The following is a 17,349-nucleotide window of genomic DNA, read 5'->3' as shown; positions in this document are numbered from 1 at the left end:
GGCCGCCAGGTCACACGCCTCTACGGCTCAGGCCGCCAGGTCCTTCTCGCCGGGGCCCGAACCGATCCGGGGTTCGGGGATGTCGAGGGTCTCGGGCAGGGCGGACCGGTCGGCGGCGCTGCGGGAGCGGACCAGACGCGCCCCTCGGCGGGAGCGGGCGATCGCGGCGACGACCGGGGTCAGCAGGGCGTGGGCGACGGGGGCGAGGAGCAGGGCCACCGCCGTACCGAGGGCGAAGCCGCCGATGACGTCGGTCGGGTAGTGCACGCCCATGTAGACGCGGCAGAAGCCTTCGGCGAAGGCGAGCGCGATGGCGACGAGGCCGAACCTGCGGTGGGCGACGAAGACCCCGACGCCGATGGCCATCGCGAGCGTGGCGTGGTCGCTGACGAAGGAGAAGTCGGTCTTGCCGGCGACGAGGACGTCGAGGCCCTGGTGTTCGTTGAACGGCCGGGGGCGCTCGACGAAGCCGCGGATGGGGATGTTGACGAGGAGCGCGACGCCGGCGGCGAGCGGGGCCCAGACGAGCGCGGCGACGGCGGAGACGGAGTCGGTGAGGGTGCCCCGGCGGCGGACGCTCCACCAGCACCAGAGCGCGACGAGGACGAGGGCGAGCATGATCCCGTACTCGCCGACGAAGCCCATGACACGGTCGAACCAGGGCGGGGCGTCCCGCGCCAGCCCGTTGATGTCGTAGAGCAGGCTGACATCGGCGTTCGAACCGTCCGATGCGAGTCCAGCCACTGCTGCCCCTTGCCTTGTCACGTGAGTCGAACGAACTGCCTGACGCGGGCGTTCCGTTCTTCCTCGATGATCGCCCTGACGTTACCGAAGAGTGACACGTCGTCGCAGCTCAGGGCCTGTGCTTAACGCAGAGTTCCGGCCAACGGCCGGTCTCCGCCAGGTCTCCGGCCGACGCGGCGTCAGGTCTGCGGAAGATGGGTCGGAAGCGCCGCCGCGCCGTCCTTCGTCACCCGGGTCGCACCAAAGTAGTCCGGCGTGTCGATCTTGTCGAAGCGAATGACGGCGCCGGTGCGCGGGGCGTCGATCATGTAGCCGCCGCCGACGTAGATGCCGACGTGCCTGATGGCGCGGGAGTTCGTCAGGTCGTCGGAGAAGAAGACCAGGTCACCGGGGAGCAGTTCGTCGCGGGAGGGGTGGGGGCCCGCGTTGTACTGGTCGTTGGCGACGCGCGGGAGCTGGATCCCGACGGACTCGTACGCGGCCTGGGTCAGCCCGGAGCAGTCGAATCGGCCATTTTGAGCCGCGGTTCCTGTGCCGCCCCAGAGATAGGGGGTGCCGAGCTTCTGCTGCGCGTAGTAGATGGCGCCCGCGGCCTGCCGGGAGGGCTCGACGCGGCCGACGGGCCGGGCGAAGCTCTTCTCCAGGGAACGGATGATCCTGACGTAGTTCTGGGTCTCGCTGATCCGGGGCACGCCACCGGACTTGATGACCCGGTAGGCGCCCGCGTTGTACGCGGCGAGCATGTTGTCCGTCGCATCCCCGGGCACGTCCTTCACGTAGCCGGCGAGCTCGCAGTCGTAGGAGGCGGCGGACGGGATCGCGTCCTTGGGGTCCCACACGTCCCGGTCGCCGTCGCCGTCCCCGTCGATGCCGTGGCCGGACCAGGTACCGGGGATGAACTGGGCGATGCCCATGGCGTCGGCGGGCGAGACGGCCCTCGGGTTCCAGCCGCTCTCCTGGTAGAGCTGGGCGGCGAGCAGGGCCGGGTTGATGGCGGGGCAGAGGTTCCCCCACTGCTGCACAAGGCCCTGGTACGCGGCGGGCACGGCCCCCTTGGCCAGTGCCACGGTGCCGTTCTTGCCGCTCCCGGCGCCCCCGAGGATCCCGGCGGCGGCGGAGTACGTACCGACGACGAGCAGCGCGACGAAGCTGAGGCAGGCGCCGACGACACCGCCGGCCACCAGCCACGCCTTGCCCGCCCTGCGCGCCCTACGCACCGTCAACCACCCTTGGTGTCTTGGCAGTCCATCGAGCGACAAGTCTAGGCGCGCCACCCGTCGGAGGGGTGGGCGGGCCGTTACCCGTTTCGGATAAAGTCCTGCAACCCCGGACGACATTCGGGGCGTCTCCCGTCACGTCGTACAGCGGGATCCGGATACACAGGGGGAAGACCATGAAGCACGTGAGAACGGCAAGACTGACCGTCGCGGGCCTGGCCGCGACACACTGACCGCGGTCCTGCTGACGGGCTGCGGCCCGGACGACGGCGGGGCCGGCGGCGCCCCGGGGGGCCCTGGCCCGACCGAGAGCACGCGCCCCGACGCCGATCGGAGCGCGACCCCGACCTCCCACCCGACCTCCCGCCCGACCCCGCGCCCCACCTCGGCCACGCCGACCGCCCGGCCCATCGCCGCCGCGCTGACGTGCGATCAGCTCCGGAACGCCCCGGTGCAGACCGCCCTCGTCAAGCTGCCCGACTACCCGCGCGACTCGATGCGGCTGACGGACGGCCATTGGGAGGGTGAGGACGGGGTGCGGGTCGACCTCCAGCCCCAGTGCGCGATCGGCCACATCGTCGGGGACGGTGCGGCCGACGCCGTGGGCGTCGTGAAGGTCACCCCGCAGGGCACGGCCCGCTTTTACACCCTGGTCGTCTGGCGCAACGGCCATGGCACCCCGGTCCCCTTCGCCACGGAGTCCCTCGGCGACCGCACCCCGGTGGTCTCCGTCACGGTGACCGGCCCCGCCGTGACAGTGGTCTACCGGACGCGCCGCGAGTCGGACCCGTCGGCGGTCAACACCCTGACCCGTACGGCCGTCTACCGCGTGGCCGGCGCGGGCCTGCACGAGGTCAGTCACGTCGACACCCCGTACGCCGGGGGCTGACCGCCCGGGTCGGGGGCGGGTCGGCGTCACTCCTGCCGGGCCGCCCCGTACACCGGAAGTCCCTCCGTGGACAGGCGGAGCGAAAGCGGCTCGGGCAGTGGGACCTCCTCGCCGTACTTGCCACGCCGCACGTCCTGGTACGCGCCTCCTTCGGGCCGGGTGTGCAGCGCCCAGGTGCCGTGACGGGGGTCGATGACGAGGAGGGCCTTGACGTTGGCGACGGCGTACCAGTCGTTCTTCTGGGAGATGTCCCGCGCCTTCTCTGAGGCGGAGACGACCTCGACGGCGAGTTCGACGTCGAGCGGGTCGATCAGCCAGTCGTCGGACTCCAGGAAGTCGGCGGTACAGACGGAAAGATCAGGCGTCACATAGTCGTCGGGATCACCGGGCATCTCGATGGACGCCATCTCCACGGCGATGAGCGACTTGGGCAGCCGGGGCCTGATCGCTTCCTCAAGCCGGTAGACCACTGCCGCGTGCTTGCCACGCGGCGTCGGGGACATCACGAGATTTCCTCCCACGATCTGCACGCGCAGACCCGTTGTCTGTTCGATCTGCTCGGCGATCTCGCGCAACCGTCCAGGGCGAACGCGCAGGGTGTGAAGCTCGGACATGTGCGGCCTCCGTACCTGCGGCTCGGGCTCCTGAGGCGCGCGAGTGGGGCCAGGGGGAGGTCCTGTGTCCCGCTCGGCGGCCTCTCCACCGTACTGCCAGGGATATGTGTGGGCCTCGGACATCACGGCCTCCTGTCACGACTCCGACCGGTTCGAATACGTACAGTCACGATAGGTCACCCCACTGACACTCCACCCAGAGCAGCTTGCCGCCGCTCCCGTGCACCCCACCCTGGAGTTCGCACGCGCCCCAGCTGTCGGCGCAGAGCTGCACGAGGAGCAGTCCCCGCCCGCGCTCGGCCTCACAGTCGGGCGGCTGGGCCAGCGGCCCCCGGAAAGGCGGCGGGATGACCGGGTTGGCGTCCCAGACGCTGACCCGCAGCCGATCGGGACCCTGGAGTGTGCGGAGGCGGAGGGTGTACGGCTCCGAGGAGTACCGGTGCGCGTTGGTGACGAGCTCGCTCGCCAGCAGCTCAGCGGTATCGGCGAGCCCGCTCATGCCGTGCGCGGCGAGGACGGTACGGAGGGTCCGGCGGGCGACACCGGGGGCGCGGGGGTCGTTCGGGAGTGTGAGCGTGTAGGCCCAGGGGGCGGCGGGCGGGGATACGGTTGCCGTCATGGAAGTCTCCGGTCGGAGAGGGAAGTTGGATGACGCCGTGGCGGGTGCCTGGTGACGAGGCCGCTCCGTCGAGCGGGGTGCTTCCAGGCGGGTGGCCTGCGTCACACACTAGGGTCAGCCGCAAAGGAACTTTGCGGCTATTCGAGAAATCACATGCTTTAACCCTCGTGTGGGTTACGCGTCGAACACGCCTTGGCCGAGGAGGAGTTGCATGAGCGCAAGGCCCACCCCCACCGCCCGCCGCGTCCGCCTCGCCTCCGAGCTGCGCAAACTGCGCGAACGGGCCGGCCTGACCGCCACCGAGGCGGCAAAGGAGCTGGGCACCAGCTCGGGCCAACTGAGCAACGTCGAAACGGCCCGCTTCGGCGTGAGCGCGGAGCGCATCCGCGCGATGGCCCGGGCATACTCCTGCACGGACCAGGAACTCGTCACCGCTCTGGCCGCCATGACTGGCGACCGGACACGGGGGTGGTGGGAGCAGTACCGGGAGGTGCTGCCGACGGGCATGCTCGACCTCGCGGAGCTGGAGCACCATGCCGTGGCCCTCCGCACTGCGTACACAGCCCATATTCCGGGCCTGCTCCAGACCCTTGATCACGCCCGCGAAATCTTCCGGCAGAGCATCCCCGCGCTGACGCCCCCCGAGATCGAACACAGGGCGTCCCACCGAATCAAGCGCCAAGGTGTGCTCTACCGGCCGGACCCGACCCCGTACCGGACGATCATCCACGAGGCCGCACTCCGGATGAAAGTCGGCGGACCCACCGTGGCACGCGAGCAACTTCGGTACCTGTTGGACATGAGCGAGCGCGCGCACATCACGATTCTCGTCATCCCGTTCGATGTGGGCGCTTTCCCGGGCTCAGGCCAGTCCGTCGGCTACGCGTCCGGCCCCGTACCGCAGCTCGACACCGTCCACCTCGACCAGTCACACGGGCCCGTCCTCCTGGACGCGGAGGCCCAGCTGGCCAAGTACCGCCAGCTACTGGACCGCATGGAAGACGTGGCTCTGGACCAGGAGAAGGCCCGGGATCACATCCACCACATCGCCCAACACCTTTGAAGGAACGCGCCCATGTCCCTCACTTGGCAGAAGTCCTCGTACTGCTCCGAAGGTGACGCTTGCGTGCACGTCGCCACCGCCCCCGACGGCCACATCAGACTCACCGAGAGCGCGGACCCCACCGGCTCCATACTCACCGTCACCCCCGACCGCTTCCGCGCCCTGCTCGACGCCCTGAAGGCGGGCGACACCGCAGTAGGTATCACGGTGGCTCATGGGCCGGGAGACGCTGTACACCTCCGGGCGGACGGCACCGTCACGACCGACGCGCGGAAGTGGGACGCGTTCGTGCGCGGCGTGCGCGACGGGGAGTTCGACCACTTCGGGTAGCGCACCGGGGAGTGAAGGGCTCACGTCCGGGCGATACGCGGCCTGAGGTGTAACAACGACAGTCATTGCCCGGAGTCACCCTGCGTGATACACAGAGTGACCATACGCTTCGTCGCATGGAAACCGGCCACGCCATCGCAGGTCAAGACGGTCGGATCGGTCACATGTGCGGTGATCGGGTAAAGAGAGCCGTCAAGCCGTCACACGCGAGCGGTTTCATCAGCGAAGATAGGGCGATGACCCATGCCATCCGGCAGGGGCGACGAACTACCCAACAGGGGCGGTGAGTTACATGTACCTGGCGGCCGAAGAGGGCGACATCACCACCATCATCGGTGGAATCGCCCCGAACTGGGGGCCTTTCGGGAGCCTGGGCAATGAAGCCAAGGTGATGATCGAGGTCGTGATGGCCGTGGCCATCCTGCTCTGCCTCGGCATCGCCATCTGGGGAGCGGCCAAGCAGCGCATCGGCGCGACCGCCCTCCGGGACACCTTCAGCGCGGAGCAGGGCAAGGGCCTGATCGTCGCCGGTCTGACCGGCGTCTTCATCATCGGCTCACTGGGAACGCTGTTCACGATCGTGTACGGGATGGCCGTCTAACCACCTGAGGTCGCGTTCCCTGATGTCCAGTCACCACACCGCGCCCGCGCGGAGACCAGCACGGCTTCTGTCGTACCCGCGAACGGTTGAGGGGGCGTACCCGTCATGAGCCTCGGCGACGACGACATGGGCGGCTCGGGCCAGACCCGCACGCGCCTCCCCGAGGGCGGCACCGGCGACCCGTACGCGACCCAACGCCGCCCGCGCGGCTCGCGCTCGCTGATCACGGGTGTGGGCGTGGTGGTCCTCCTGATCGCCGCGATCGCCTTCGCGAACAGAGGCGGCGGAGACGCCGGCACGGACAACACCTCCGGCTCCACGACCGCCGACGGCAAACAGACCCCCACGGCAGCGACGGGCGTGAGCCCGGTGACGGGCAAGAACGGCCAGATCCCGAGGGGCTTCGCGCGGGACGAGCAGGGGGCGCAGAGCGCGGCCGCCAACTTCTCGGTAGCGCTTGTTTCGGCCGACATCCTGAAGCCGGATCGCCGCGGCGAGATCGTCGCGCAGCTGTTCGTCCAGGACAAGGTCGCCGAGCTCGACGCCAGCTTCGACAAGGCCTACAGCCGGGAGTTCCTCGACAAACTCGGCCTCGACGCCAACGGCAACGCTGCTGCTGGGATGACCTATGTATCGCGCACGGCGCCGGTCGGCACCAAGGTCACGCAGTTCTCCGACAGCGCGGCGACGGTGGAAGTCTGGTGCACCGGCGTATTCGGCACGGCCGGGGTCAGCTCCACCAACCCGGTGACGAACGACTGGTTCACGATGACCCTCGCTCTCCGCTGGGCCGACAACGACTGGAAGGTGGAGAGCTTCTCGCAGAAGGAAGGGCCGGCCCCGGTGAACACCGACCGGACCGCCTCCGACGCCGACGCGATCGCCAAGGCCGTCCAGGAGTACGGAGGCTTCACGTATGCCCGCTAGCCCCCGTCGTTCGCTGCAACTGGCTGCGTTGCTGGCCGCCGTCCAGACGTCCGTCGTGCTGCTGGCCTCCCGTGCGTACGCGGCGCCGACGCCCACGCCTACGCCGCCCACCAAGGAGCAGTGCGACCTCATCGTGGGCCCCGCCCGCGACTACTGCGAGAACGGTCAAGGCTCCGGTACCGGCAACCGCGCTCCCGACCCCACCGCCGCCCTGGACCCCCTCTCCTCCCTCGCGCGCGGATGCGCCGACGCCGCCGTCGCCATCGTCGACAAGCTCTCCACCGCCGTCAAAGAGACCGCCGACGTCGACTTCACCAACCTCGAGTTCCTCGGCCGCTACGCCATCGTCTTCGCCGCCGCCACCTTCCTCACCCTCCTCCTCTGGCTCCTCGCCGTCGCCAAGCGGGCCATGCGCGGCGTCCCCCTCACCACCGCCATGTCCGAGGCCATCGGCTTCCTCTGGCTGACCGTCCTCGCCTCCGCCTTCACCCCGCTCATCCTCTACACCGTCGTCAACGCCACCGACGCCGTCACCGAAGTCATCGCCGCCGGCACCGGTCAGCAGACCGACGTCTTCTTCGGCAGCTTCAAGGAGGCCCTCCAGAAGGGCGACAGCATCGGCGGCGGGCCGATCATGCTGATCATCGTCTCGCTCGTCAGCATCCTCGCCGCCGGCGTCCTCTACCTCGAACTCTTCCTGCGCGCCGTCATGCTCTACGTCGGCGCCCTCCTCGGCGTCGTCGTCTACTCCGGCCTCGTCGACAAGAACATGTGGGGCCACGTCCGCCGCTGGGCCGGGATCATGATCGCGATCATCCTGGTCAAGCCGGTCATCGTCATCGTCCTCGGCCTCGCCGGCGCGCTCTCCTCCGGTACCGGACCCGACTCGTTCTCCGCCGTCGTCTCCGGGCTCGCGATCATCCTGCTCGCCATCTTCGCCTCCGCGATGATCTACCGCTTCGTCCCCGGCTTCGGCGACGAGATCGTCGCCTCCCGCAACAACCGCATCCACCGCGCCGGCGAGAACGCCGCCGCGGCCGTTCTCTCCTCCCCCGCCTCCCTCGTCTCCCAGGGCATCAAGACCCACAGCACCCGCGACAGCGGTGGCGGCGGAAACCAGAACAGCGGCAGCGCCCCGCGCCCCGCCAACCCGCTCTCGGGCGGCGTCGCCGCCCACAGCAGCCGCGGCACGGCAGGCGGCGCCGGGGGCAGCGGGGGCGGCGGCGGATCTGTCCCCTCCGCCGCACCCCCGCCGCGTAGCAGCAGCCCGACCGCAGGAACCCCGCACAGCAACCGCAAGAACTCAGGAGGTGGAGGGCGTTGACGACCCAGTCCCAGCCGGTCGCGCCCCGCCGTACGTATCTCATCGGCCGCGCCCGGCCGAACGCGATCGTCGGCAAGAACCGCGAGACCGGCGAGATCGCCCTCATCATCGCCGGCGCGTTCCTCGGCATGATGAGCGGACTCCTCGTCCCCGCCCTCACCCTGCGGATCGTGCTCCTCGTCGGCTTCCCCTTCCTCGCCCTCGCCGCCGTGTACGTCCCGTACAAGCACCGCACCTTCTACAAATGGTTCGAGATCAACCGCAGTTACAAGCGGTCCCTCAAGCGCGGCACCGCCTACCGCTCCGCCGCCACCGAGGCCGGCGTCCGGCTCGACGGCCGCGAGGTCGAGATCGGCCCGCCCCCCGGCATCGGCCGGATCATCTGGCTCGCAGCGCCCTTCGGCCCCGACGAGATCGCCGTCCTGCTGCACGCCGACCGCCGTACCGTCACCGCCGCCATCGAGATCGAGGGCCCCGGCGTCGGCCTGCGCGACAGCGAGGACCAGGAAGCGCTGGTGGACCGTTTCGGCACGCTGCTCAAGCACGTCGCCAACGGAGACGGCTTCGTCACCCGCCTGCAGATGCTCGCCCGTACGCTCCCCGCCGACCCCGACGCCCACGCCAAGGACGTCGCCCAGCGCGGCGACACCCAGTCCCCCGGCTGGCTCCAGGAATCGTACGAGCAGCTCCAGTCGATGGTCTCCACCTCCAGCGAGCAGCACCGCGCCTACCTCGTGGCCTGCATGCACTACACCCGCGAACTCGCCGCCGAGGCCAACGCCATGGCCCGCGCCGCCCGCCACACCTCCGGCGCCCGCAAGCTCGACCGCGACGCCGGCCTCGCCGTCGTCATGGCCCGCGAGCTCACCGACATCTGCGCCCGACTCGCCGAGGCAGACATCCGCGTACGGCAGCCCCTCGGCCAGTCCCGGGCCGCCTCCCTCGTGCACTCCATGTACGACCCGGACCACCCCATCGACCACATCCAGGCGATGACGAAACGAAACGCTTGGCCGGCCGAGCTCGACGCCATGGAGCCCACCTACCTCCAGGCCAAGACCCGCGAGTCCTCCACCCGCGCCCCCTGGTGCCACGCCACCGCCTGGGTGAAGGAGTGGCCGATGACCCCCGTCGGCGTCAACTTCCTCGCGCCGCTCCTCGTCCACACCCCCGACGTGATCCGTACGGTCGCGGTGACGATGGACCTCGAACCCACCGAGGTCGCCATCGAGCGGATGCTCACCGAGAAGACCAACGACGAGGCCGAGGCCTCCCGCCAGGCCAAGATGAACCGCACGGTCGACCCGCGCGACATCGCCGCGCACGGCCGGCTCGACCAGCGCGGCGAAGACCTCGCCAGCGGCGCCGCGGGCGTCAACCTGGTCGGGTACATCACCGTGTCGTCGCGCTCGCCCGAAGCCCTGGCCAGGGACAAGCGCACGATCAGGGCCTCCGCCGGCAAGTCGTATCTGAAGCTGGAGTGGTGCGACCGCGAGCACCACCGGGCCTTTGTGAACACCTTGCCGTTCGCGACCGGCATCCGCCGCTAGCCACCCGCCACTAGCCGCCAGCCACGCCAGCCGCTAAGGGGCCCGTGCACATGCGAGATCCACTCTCCGCCCTCACCGAAGCCTTCACCTCCTTCCTCTTCGGGAAGGTGGAGACGACCCGCCTGCCCGTCCGCACCTCGACCGGCCAGGCCCAGGCCGTCTACCTGCCCACGGCCGCCCCCGGCCTCGGCGACTCGGGCGTGATCATCGGCCGTGAGGTCTACAGCGGCAAGGGCTACATCTACGACCCCTTCCAGCTGTACGGCCAGCAGCTCCCGGCCCCCCACTGGCTGGTCCTCGGCGAGTCCGGCAACGGCAAGTCGGCCCTGGAGAAGACGTACGTCCTGCGCCAACTGCGCTTCCGCGACCGGCAGGTCGTCGTCCTCGACGCCCAGGGCGAGGACGGCGTCGGCGAATGGAACCTCATCGCGCAGGAGCTGGGGATAACCCCCATCCGCCTCGACCCGATGGTCGCCGTCGACGCCGGCATCCGGCTCAACCCGCTCGACCCGTCGATCACCACGACCGGGCAGCTGGCCCTGCTCCGTACGATCATCGAGGTCGCGATGGGCCACGGCCTCGACGAGCGCTCCGGCTTCGCGCTCAAGGTCGCCCACGCGTACGTCACCGACCACATCACCGACCGCCAGCCCATCCTCACCGACATCGTCGAGCAGCTCCGCCACCCGGAGGCGGAGTCGGCGGAGGCGATGAACGTCGACATAGACGATGTACGCGCCTGGGGTCTGGACGTCGCGCTCGTCCTGGACCGGCTGGTCGACGGCGACCTGCGCGGCATGTTCGACGGGCCGACGACCGTCGGCATCGACCTCGACGCGCCGCTCATCGTCTTCGACCTGTCCCACATCGACCGCAACTCCATCGCCATGCCGATCCTGATGGCGATCGTCGGCGTGTGGCTGGAGCACACCTGGATCCGCCCCGACCGGAAGAAGCGCATCTTCCTGGTCGAGGAGGCCTGGCACATCATCAACAGCCCGTTCGTGGCGCAGCTGTTCCAGCGGCTGCTCAAGTTCGGCCGGCGGCTCGGCCTGTCCTTCGTCGCGGTCGTCCACCACCTCTCGGACGTCGTCGACGGCGCGGCGGCCCGGGAGGCCGCGGCGATCCTCAAGATGGCCTCCACCCGCACCATTTATGCCCAGAAAGCCGACGAGGCCCGGGCTACGGGACGGGTGCTCGGCCTGCCACGGTGGGCCGTCGAGATCATCCCGACGCTCACCCCGGGCATCGCCGTCTGGGACGTCAACGGCAATGTGCAGGTGGTCAAACACCTCATCACCGAGAAGGAACGGCCGCTCGTCTACACCGACCGCGCGATGACCGAGTCGTCCTCGCCCGTCGACCCCGAACTGGAATGGGAGACGGAACAGCGCGCCGCCCTCATGGAGCAGCAGCTGAACGACCCCTCACGGTCGGGAGTGGCGTGAGATGGGGAAGCAGTCTCCCGAGCGGCAGCAAGGAGGGGTCCCGGACGGGCTGGTGCTCGCCCTGGTCGGCATCCCCGTCGGCCTGACGGTGCTCGTGTGGACCGCGACCGGCCTCGCCGCCCTGCTCTCGAAGGGCGCCTGGCCGGACGGGGTCACCTTCACCCACACCCCCACCGCCGTCCGCGCCCTGATCGGCCGCCCGCAGGACCTGGCGGGCGCGTGGCCGGACGTCCCGGCGGGTGAGCTGTCGGGGTACGGACTGTTCTGGGGCCTGCTCATCGGCGAGCTGATGGTGCTGGTGGTGCTCGTGGTGTTCCTGGTGGGGACGCTGGCGCGGTGGAGGACGGTACGGGCGGGGAAGCGGGGAGGCGCGTACGGGACGGGGTTGTACGGGACAGGGGCGCGGAACTCCGCGCGTACGGCGGCCGTTAAAGCGACGGAGGTCGCAGAACGGGTCGCCACGCCCGCCTACGCACCACCCTCGGAGCACCCGCCCGCGCCCAGGAAGCCCCTGGACCCGGACGTGGACCAGGACCTGGCCGAGCCGGTGGCCCCCGTGGCAACGCCGACAACTCCAGCCACTCCGGTAGCCACCGGCGTCGTCTACGGCACCCCCGCCACACGCCGCCCCGCCGCCCTCCAGGCCCTCCAGGACGCGGAGGGCCCGGCCCTCGTCGTCACCTCGGACCCGACGCTCTGGGCCGAGACCAAGGACGCCCGCGGCAAGCTCGGCCCCGTCCTCGTCTACGACCCCGGCCACCTCTGCGACACCCCCGCCCGCCTCCACTGGTCGCCGTCCGCCGGCTGCGAGGACCCGGCCAGGGCCCAGGAACGGGCGGTCGCCCTCCTCGCCCCCGTACGCCCGCCGTCCCGCCTGGACGCCGCCGTCGCGGACACCGCGGAAACGCTCCTGCGCTGCTGGCTGCACGCCGCCGCCCTGGACGACCGCCCCTTCAAGCAGGTCCACCGCTGGGCCCAGGGCACCGGCGCCCACGAACCCGTACGGATCCTCCGTACGCACCCCAAAGCCGCCTCCGGCCACGCCGGCCTCCTGGAGTCCGCGCTCACCGGGCACCCGGAACGGCGCGAGATCGCACAGGAGTTGACCGCCCGGGCGCTCGCCGCGCTCGCGTCGATCCACATCAGGGACGCGTGCACCCCGAATCGAACTGATTCGCTGACGCTGGAATCTTTCGTCGCCGAAGGGGGCACGCTCTATGTGGTCGGTGAACCCATCGAGGACCCGCGCACCCGCCCCGGCGCGATGCCTCTGCTCACCGCCCTCGCCGCAAGCGTGGTCGAGCACGGCCGCCGCATGGCCGCACGGTCATCCGACGGTCGGCTCGACCCACCACTGACCCTCGTCCTCGACGACGCCGCCGCGGTGGCCCCGCTCCCCCAGCTCCCGGACCTCCTGACCACGGGCCAGGACACGGGCCTCCCCACCCTGGCCCTCCTCCGCTCCCACGAACAGGCCCGCGCCCGCTGGCCGGAGGAACTCCTCACGCGGTGACGCCCTACCCGGTCCACCTCGTACGTCCCCGCGGCGAACTGTTCCAGCGCGAGACCCGAGCCACCAGGACCCCAGGTGCCGGCACGTCGAAGCTAGGCCACCGGCCTGAGGTACTCGTACTCCACCTCAAGCGCCCCGCCGTCCCCCTCCAACGCCACGGTCTCCCCGCTCGCCACGAACCCGAACCGCCGGTAGAACGCGGCGGCCCGCGCGTTGTCCTCGTGGACGTACAGCCGCACCCGCCGGATCAACGGCTCCGGCAGCGACCAGGACCACTCCACCCCCGCCCGGAACAGCGCGTCGATCGCCCCCGTACCGCGCGCCTCGGGCCGCACGTACACCCCCACGATGTGCGTCTGATCGGTCTTCGCCGGCCCCCCGAACCGCACCTCGTCCGCCGGCCGCTCCACGAGCACCGTGATCGTGCCCGCCCAGCTCCCGTCCGCGGCCTCCGCCACGAACTGCCGGACGCCCGTCCCGCTCTCCGACGCCCCCTCCGACGCCCCCTCGGCCCGCTCCCGCCAGAAGGAATCGGGCCGCTTCACCGCCTCCTCGTACGTGTCGAGGAAGGCGATCTCCGCCACCGGGTCCTGGAGGGACGCGAGCCGGATCTCGCGGGCCCGCTCCCACTCGTCGGCACGGATCGTACGTATCAGATAGCTCATGCCCCCGATCTTCGGCGCACCCCACCAGCCCCGACAACCGCATTACCGTCCGTCGTACCCCGGTACTACGCCCCACCCCCCACTCCCCGCCCACGGTCGGACGATCCCCCACCCCCCGCTCCGTAGCGTCGTGGACATGATCCGAGCTGACGAACTCACCAAGCGGTACGGGGACAGGACCGTCGTCCAGGACCTCAGCTTCACCGTCCACCCCGGCACCGTCACCGGCTTCCTCGGCCCCAACGGCGCCGGAAAGTCCACCACCCTCCGCATGCTCCTCGGCCTCGACGCCCCCACGCGCGGCCGCGCGACGATCAACGGCCGCCCCTACGCCGCCCACCCCGCGCCCCTCACCCAGGTCGGCGCGCTCCTGGAGGCCCGCTCGCTGCACCCCGGCCGCTCGGCCTACCACCACCTCGTGGCGCTCGCCCACACCCACGGCATTCCCCGCTCCCGCGTCGAACACGTCCTCGGCCTGACCGGCCTCACCGAGGTCGCCGGCCGCCGGGTCAAGGGCTTCTCGCTGGGCATGGGCCAGCGGCTCGGCATCGCCGCCGCGCTCCTCGGCGACCCGCGGACGATCGTCCTCGACGAACCCGTGAACGGCCTCGACCCGGAGGGCGTGCGATGGATCCGTACGCTGCTCAAGTCCCTCGCCGCCGAAGGCCGTACGGTCCTCGTCTCCTCCCACCTGATGAGCGAGATGGCCCTGACGGCCGACCACCTGATCGTCATCGGCAAGGGCCGCCTCCTCGCCGACACGACCGTCGACGCGCTCGTACGGGAGTCGGGCGGCGCCTCGGTCAAGGTCGTCACCCCGGAACCGGCGCGACTGCGCGGCCTGCTCCCCGAAGCGGGTGTCACGACGGAGGAGCCGGACACCCTCCGCATCACCGGCATCGACGCGGCCGAAATCGGCCGGACGGCGGCCACCCATGGCGTACCGCTCTACGAACTCACCCCGCAGACCGTCTCCCTGGAGCAGGCGTTCATGGACCTCACCCACGACTCGGTCGAATACCAAGGAGCAGCAGCCGCATGACCACCCCCGCGATCACCCCGGCCCGCGTCCTCCACTCGGAATGGCACAAGCTGTGGACGGTCCGCTCCACCTGGATCACCGTCCTCGCCTCGGTCGGGTTCCTCCTCGGCGTCGGCATCCTCATGGGCGCCACGTACACGTCCGACGGCGGCGACTCCGACGTCGACACCGTCATCCTCACGCTCTACGGCTCCCAGCTCGGCGCCATCTGCCTCGCCGTCCTCGGCATCCTGGTCACGGCGGGCGAGTACTCCACCGGCCTGATCAGAGCCTCCCTGATCGCCGTACCGCGCCGGCTCCCCGTCCTGTGGGCGAAGGCCACCGTCTTCACAGGGGTCGTCCTCACCGTCTCCTTCGTCGCCGCCCTGGTCACCTTCCTCACGGCGCAGCTCTTCCTCTCCGACACCGACCAGGCCGCCTCCCTCGCCGACGAAGGCGTCCTCGCCGCCATCGCCGGCACCGCCGCCGGCGTCACGCTCCTCGGCCTCATCGCCCTCGGCCTCGGCGCCGCGCTCCGCTCGGTCCCGGGTGGCATCGGCGCCTTCATCGGCGGCGTGATGGTCCTGCCGGAGGTCCTCGGGATGCTCCCGTACGACGCCGTCGACACGGCGATCCGGTACTTCCCCACCCAGGCGGCCGGCGCCCTCGGCTCCGCCACCCCGATGGAGACCGCGGCCTCCCCGGGCGCCGCCCTGCTGGCCCTGTGCCTGTGGGCGGCGGCCACCCTGATCGTCCCGGCGCTGTTGCTGAAGCGCCGCGACGTATGAGGATGAGCGAGTGACGACGGACGAACAGGAGCCGCTCAGCCGCTACATCCAGCGCCAGACCCAGCGGGTACGGACCTTCGACGCTCACCGCCCCTGGGTCTGGGACGGGCTGCTCACCGCCTTCTGGACGGCGGCGGCCCTGATCGACGCGGCGGGCGGCTGGCGAAACACGGCCCGGGACCCCTCGGTCCCGGTCTGGCTGATCACGGCCATGAGCCTGACCCTCTCCCTCCCCCTGCTGTGGCGCCGCCGCCACCCCCTCTCCGCCTTGACGGTGATGGCCTGCGCGTCGCTCATCAGCAACTGGAGCGGCGCGTTCCTCCAGGCCGCGCTCCTCCAGATGATCGTCGTCTTCCACATCGCGCTACGCCTGCCCCTACGACGCACGCTCCCGTGGACGCTCGCCCTCCTCACCCCACCCCTGGTGGTGGGCACGATCCGCTACCCCCAGGACAGTTGGGACCAGCAGATCGTCCCGACCCTGTGGGCGTACGGAATGGTCGCCCTGCTCGGCATCGCGGTCCGCTCCCGCAAGGACTACACCGCCGCCCTCGTCGACCGGGCCCGCCGCCTCGAAGTAGAGCGCGACCAGCAGACCCAGCTCGCCGCGGCCGCCGAACGCACCAGGATCGCCCGCGAGATGCACGACATCATCGGTCACAACCTCTCCGTCATCACCGGCCTGGCAGACGGCGGCCGGTACGCGGCGGCCAAGAACCCCGAACGCGCCGCCGAGGCCCTCGACGCCATCGGTACGACGAGCCGCCAGGCCCTTGCCGAACTCCGCCGCCTCCTGCGCGGCGAGGCGGTGCGCGACCCCCAGCCCACCCTGGCCGACCTGGAGACCCTGATCGCCGGCGTACGCAAGGCAGGCCTGCCGATCCACGTGAAATCCGAGGCGAACACGGAAGGTCTGGAGGCAGGAGCCCAACTGACGGTCTACCGGGTGGTCCAGGAGGCCCTGACGAACACGCTCAAGCACGCGGGCGCAGGCGCGGAGTCAACGGTCGTCCTGGCCTCCACCCGGGAGGAGTTGACGGTGGAAGTAACAGACACAGCCCGTACAACGCGGAACGCACTACCCATCGGCAAGGGCCAGGGAGTCACAGGAATGCGCGAGCGGGCCAAGCTCTACGACGGCACACTCGAAGCCGGCCCGCTGCCCGAGGGCGGCGGCTGGCGCGTACGACTCCGACTCCCCCTGGAGGACTCCCCCTCGTGACGACGGTGCTGATCGCGGACGACCAGGCGATGCAACGCTTCGGCTTCCGCATGCTGTTGGAGAGCCAGGACGACATGACGGTCGTCGGCGAGGCGCCGAACGGCACCGAGGCGATCCGCCTGGTGGACCGGCACCGCCCGGACGTCGTGCTGATGGACATCCGGATGCCGGGCCTCGACGGCATCGAGGCCACGCGCCGCATCGTCGCGACCGGCGCCCGCACCCGCGTCCTGATCGTCACCACGTTCGACCTGGACGAGTACGCCTACGAGGGCCTGCGCGCCGGCGCCAGCGGATTCCTGGTCAAGGACGCCCAACCGGAGGAGCTGCTCTCGGGCATCCGCGCGGTGGCGAGCGGCGACGCGGTGGTGGCCCCCAGCCTGACCCGCCGCCTCCTGGACGCGTACATCCACCACCTCCCGCCCATGACGTCAGCCGCCCCACCCAGCCCGGACTCCCGCCTGGCATCCCTCACGGACCGCGAACGCGAGATCCTCACGGTCATCGCCCAGGGATGGACGAACACGGAGATCGCCGAACGCCTCCACCTTGCGGAATCAACGGTGAAGACCCATGTAAGCCGAATCCTCGCCAAAACAGGCGCGAGGGACCGCGTCCAGGCAGTGATCCTGGCCTACGACACCCGCCTGGTCACCCCGGACCGGTAGCGGGCGGGGCGAATTGGCCCCTGAACGCAGAAAAGCCCCGCACCATAAGGTGCGGGGCTTTCCCACAATGATTGTTCGGCGGCGTCCTACTCTCCCACAGGGTCCCCCCTGCAGTACCATCGGCGCTGAAAGGCTTAGCTTCCGGG

The 17,349-nt window shown here is 70.5% G+C and carries 18 protein-coding genes; 13 read left to right on the top strand and 5 right to left on the bottom strand.

The window, feature by feature from the left end; genetic code table 11:
- Positions 1–27: 27 nt before the first annotated feature.
- A complete protein-coding gene (locus Q5762_RS34015) occupies positions 28–744 on the bottom strand; it encodes a phosphatase PAP2 family protein (protein WP_315896167.1) in 717 nt (238 codons plus the stop codon).
- Between the two features lie 179 nt (positions 745–923).
- Positions 924–1,961 (bottom strand): NlpC/P60 family protein, encoded by a 1,038-nt coding sequence (locus Q5762_RS34010; RefSeq protein WP_399495359.1) that lies wholly within the window; start codon positions 1,959–1,961, stop codon positions 924–926.
- Positions 1,962–2,412: 451 nt separating this feature from the next.
- On the opposite strand from Q5762_RS34010, the gene Q5762_RS34005 reads away from it, so the two are divergent.
- On the top strand, positions 2,413–2,850 hold the full coding sequence (locus tag Q5762_RS34005) for a hypothetical protein (protein ID WP_315896165.1): 438 nt from the start codon (positions 2,413–2,415) through the stop codon (positions 2,848–2,850).
- 26 nt (positions 2,851–2,876) lie between these two features.
- On the opposite strand, the gene Q5762_RS34000 is transcribed toward Q5762_RS34005, so the two are convergent.
- Complete coding sequence (locus tag Q5762_RS34000) at positions 2,877–3,464, bottom strand: Uma2 family endonuclease (protein WP_315896164.1); 588 nt, start codon at positions 3,462–3,464, stop codon at positions 2,877–2,879.
- 166 nt (positions 3,465–3,630) lie between these two features.
- A complete protein-coding gene (locus tag Q5762_RS33995) occupies positions 3,631–4,083 on the bottom strand; it encodes an ATP-binding protein (protein WP_315896163.1) in 453 nt (150 codons plus the stop codon).
- Positions 4,084–4,294: 211 nt separating this feature from the next.
- Between Q5762_RS33995 and Q5762_RS33990 the strand changes: the two genes are divergently transcribed.
- From Q5762_RS33990 to Q5762_RS33955, 8 genes are all read left to right on the top strand, one after another.
- Positions 4,295–5,146: a helix-turn-helix transcriptional regulator gene (locus Q5762_RS33990; RefSeq protein ID WP_315896162.1), complete on the top strand. Its 852-nt coding sequence runs from the start codon at positions 4,295–4,297 to the stop codon at positions 5,144–5,146.
- Between the two features lie 12 nt (positions 5,147–5,158).
- On the top strand, positions 5,159–5,476 hold the full coding sequence (locus Q5762_RS33985) for a DUF397 domain-containing protein (protein ID WP_315896161.1): 318 nt from the start codon (positions 5,159–5,161) through the stop codon (positions 5,474–5,476).
- Positions 5,477–5,768: 292 nt separating this feature from the next.
- Positions 5,769–6,077, top strand: a complete 309-nt coding sequence (locus Q5762_RS33980; protein ID WP_260230621.1) for a hypothetical protein — start codon at positions 5,769–5,771, stop codon at positions 6,075–6,077.
- Positions 6,078–6,182: 105 nt separating this feature from the next.
- Complete coding sequence (locus Q5762_RS33975; RefSeq protein ID WP_315896160.1) at positions 6,183–7,004, top strand: hypothetical protein; 822 nt, start codon at positions 6,183–6,185, stop codon at positions 7,002–7,004.
- On the top strand, positions 6,994–8,328 hold the full coding sequence (locus tag Q5762_RS33970; RefSeq protein WP_315896159.1) for a hypothetical protein: 1,335 nt from the start codon (positions 6,994–6,996) through the stop codon (positions 8,326–8,328). The genes Q5762_RS33975 and Q5762_RS33970 overlap by 11 nt, the downstream gene beginning before the upstream one ends.
- Positions 8,325–9,878, top strand: a complete 1,554-nt coding sequence (locus tag Q5762_RS33965; RefSeq protein WP_315896158.1) for an SCO6880 family protein — start codon at positions 8,325–8,327, stop codon at positions 9,876–9,878. Before Q5762_RS33970 ends, Q5762_RS33965 begins: the two co-directional genes overlap by 4 nt.
- A 50-nt stretch (positions 9,879–9,928) precedes the next feature.
- A complete protein-coding gene (locus Q5762_RS33960; RefSeq protein ID WP_315896157.1) occupies positions 9,929–11,326 on the top strand; it encodes an ATP-binding protein in 1,398 nt (465 codons plus the stop codon).
- A gap of 1 nt (position 11,327) precedes the next feature.
- Positions 11,328–12,839 (top strand): type VI secretion protein, encoded by a 1,512-nt coding sequence (locus Q5762_RS33955; protein WP_315896156.1) that lies wholly within the window; start codon positions 11,328–11,330, stop codon positions 12,837–12,839.
- Between the two features lie 92 nt (positions 12,840–12,931).
- On the opposite strand, the gene Q5762_RS33950 is transcribed toward Q5762_RS33955, so the two are convergent.
- On the bottom strand, positions 12,932–13,504 hold the full coding sequence (locus tag Q5762_RS33950) for a GNAT family N-acetyltransferase (RefSeq protein ID WP_315896155.1): 573 nt from the start codon (positions 13,502–13,504) through the stop codon (positions 12,932–12,934).
- 136 nt (positions 13,505–13,640) lie between these two features.
- Between Q5762_RS33950 and Q5762_RS33945 the strand changes: the two genes are divergently transcribed.
- The 4 genes from Q5762_RS33945 to Q5762_RS33930 are packed head-to-tail and all read left to right on the top strand — an operon-like array spanning position 13,641 to position 17,203.
- Positions 13,641–14,546 carry an ATP-binding cassette domain-containing protein gene (locus Q5762_RS33945; RefSeq protein ID WP_315896154.1) on the top strand — a complete coding sequence of 302 codons (906 nt, stop codon included), beginning with the start codon at positions 13,641–13,643 and terminating at the stop codon, positions 14,544–14,546.
- The gene (locus tag Q5762_RS33940) at positions 14,543–15,313 is read left to right on the top strand and encodes an ABC transporter permease (RefSeq protein ID WP_315896153.1); all 771 of its coding nucleotides are present in this window, start codon (positions 14,543–14,545) and stop codon (positions 15,311–15,313) included. Before Q5762_RS33945 ends, Q5762_RS33940 begins: the two co-directional genes overlap by 4 nt.
- Positions 15,314–15,323: 10 nt before the next feature.
- Positions 15,324–16,535 (top strand): histidine kinase, encoded by a 1,212-nt coding sequence (locus tag Q5762_RS33935; RefSeq protein WP_315896152.1) that lies wholly within the window; start codon positions 15,324–15,326, stop codon positions 16,533–16,535.
- A complete protein-coding gene (locus Q5762_RS33930) occupies positions 16,532–17,203 on the top strand; it encodes a response regulator transcription factor (protein ID WP_315896151.1) in 672 nt (223 codons plus the stop codon). Before Q5762_RS33935 ends, Q5762_RS33930 begins: the two co-directional genes overlap by 4 nt.
- Positions 17,204–17,349: the final 146 nt, after the last annotated feature.

This window comes from Streptomyces sp. P9(2023), from assembly GCF_032436795.1.
Lineage (GTDB): Bacteria > Actinomycetota > Actinomycetes > Streptomycetales > Streptomycetaceae > Streptomyces.
The sequence above is the reverse complement of the archived record's forward strand: the minus strand, read 5'-3'. Positions and strand labels throughout refer to the sequence as shown.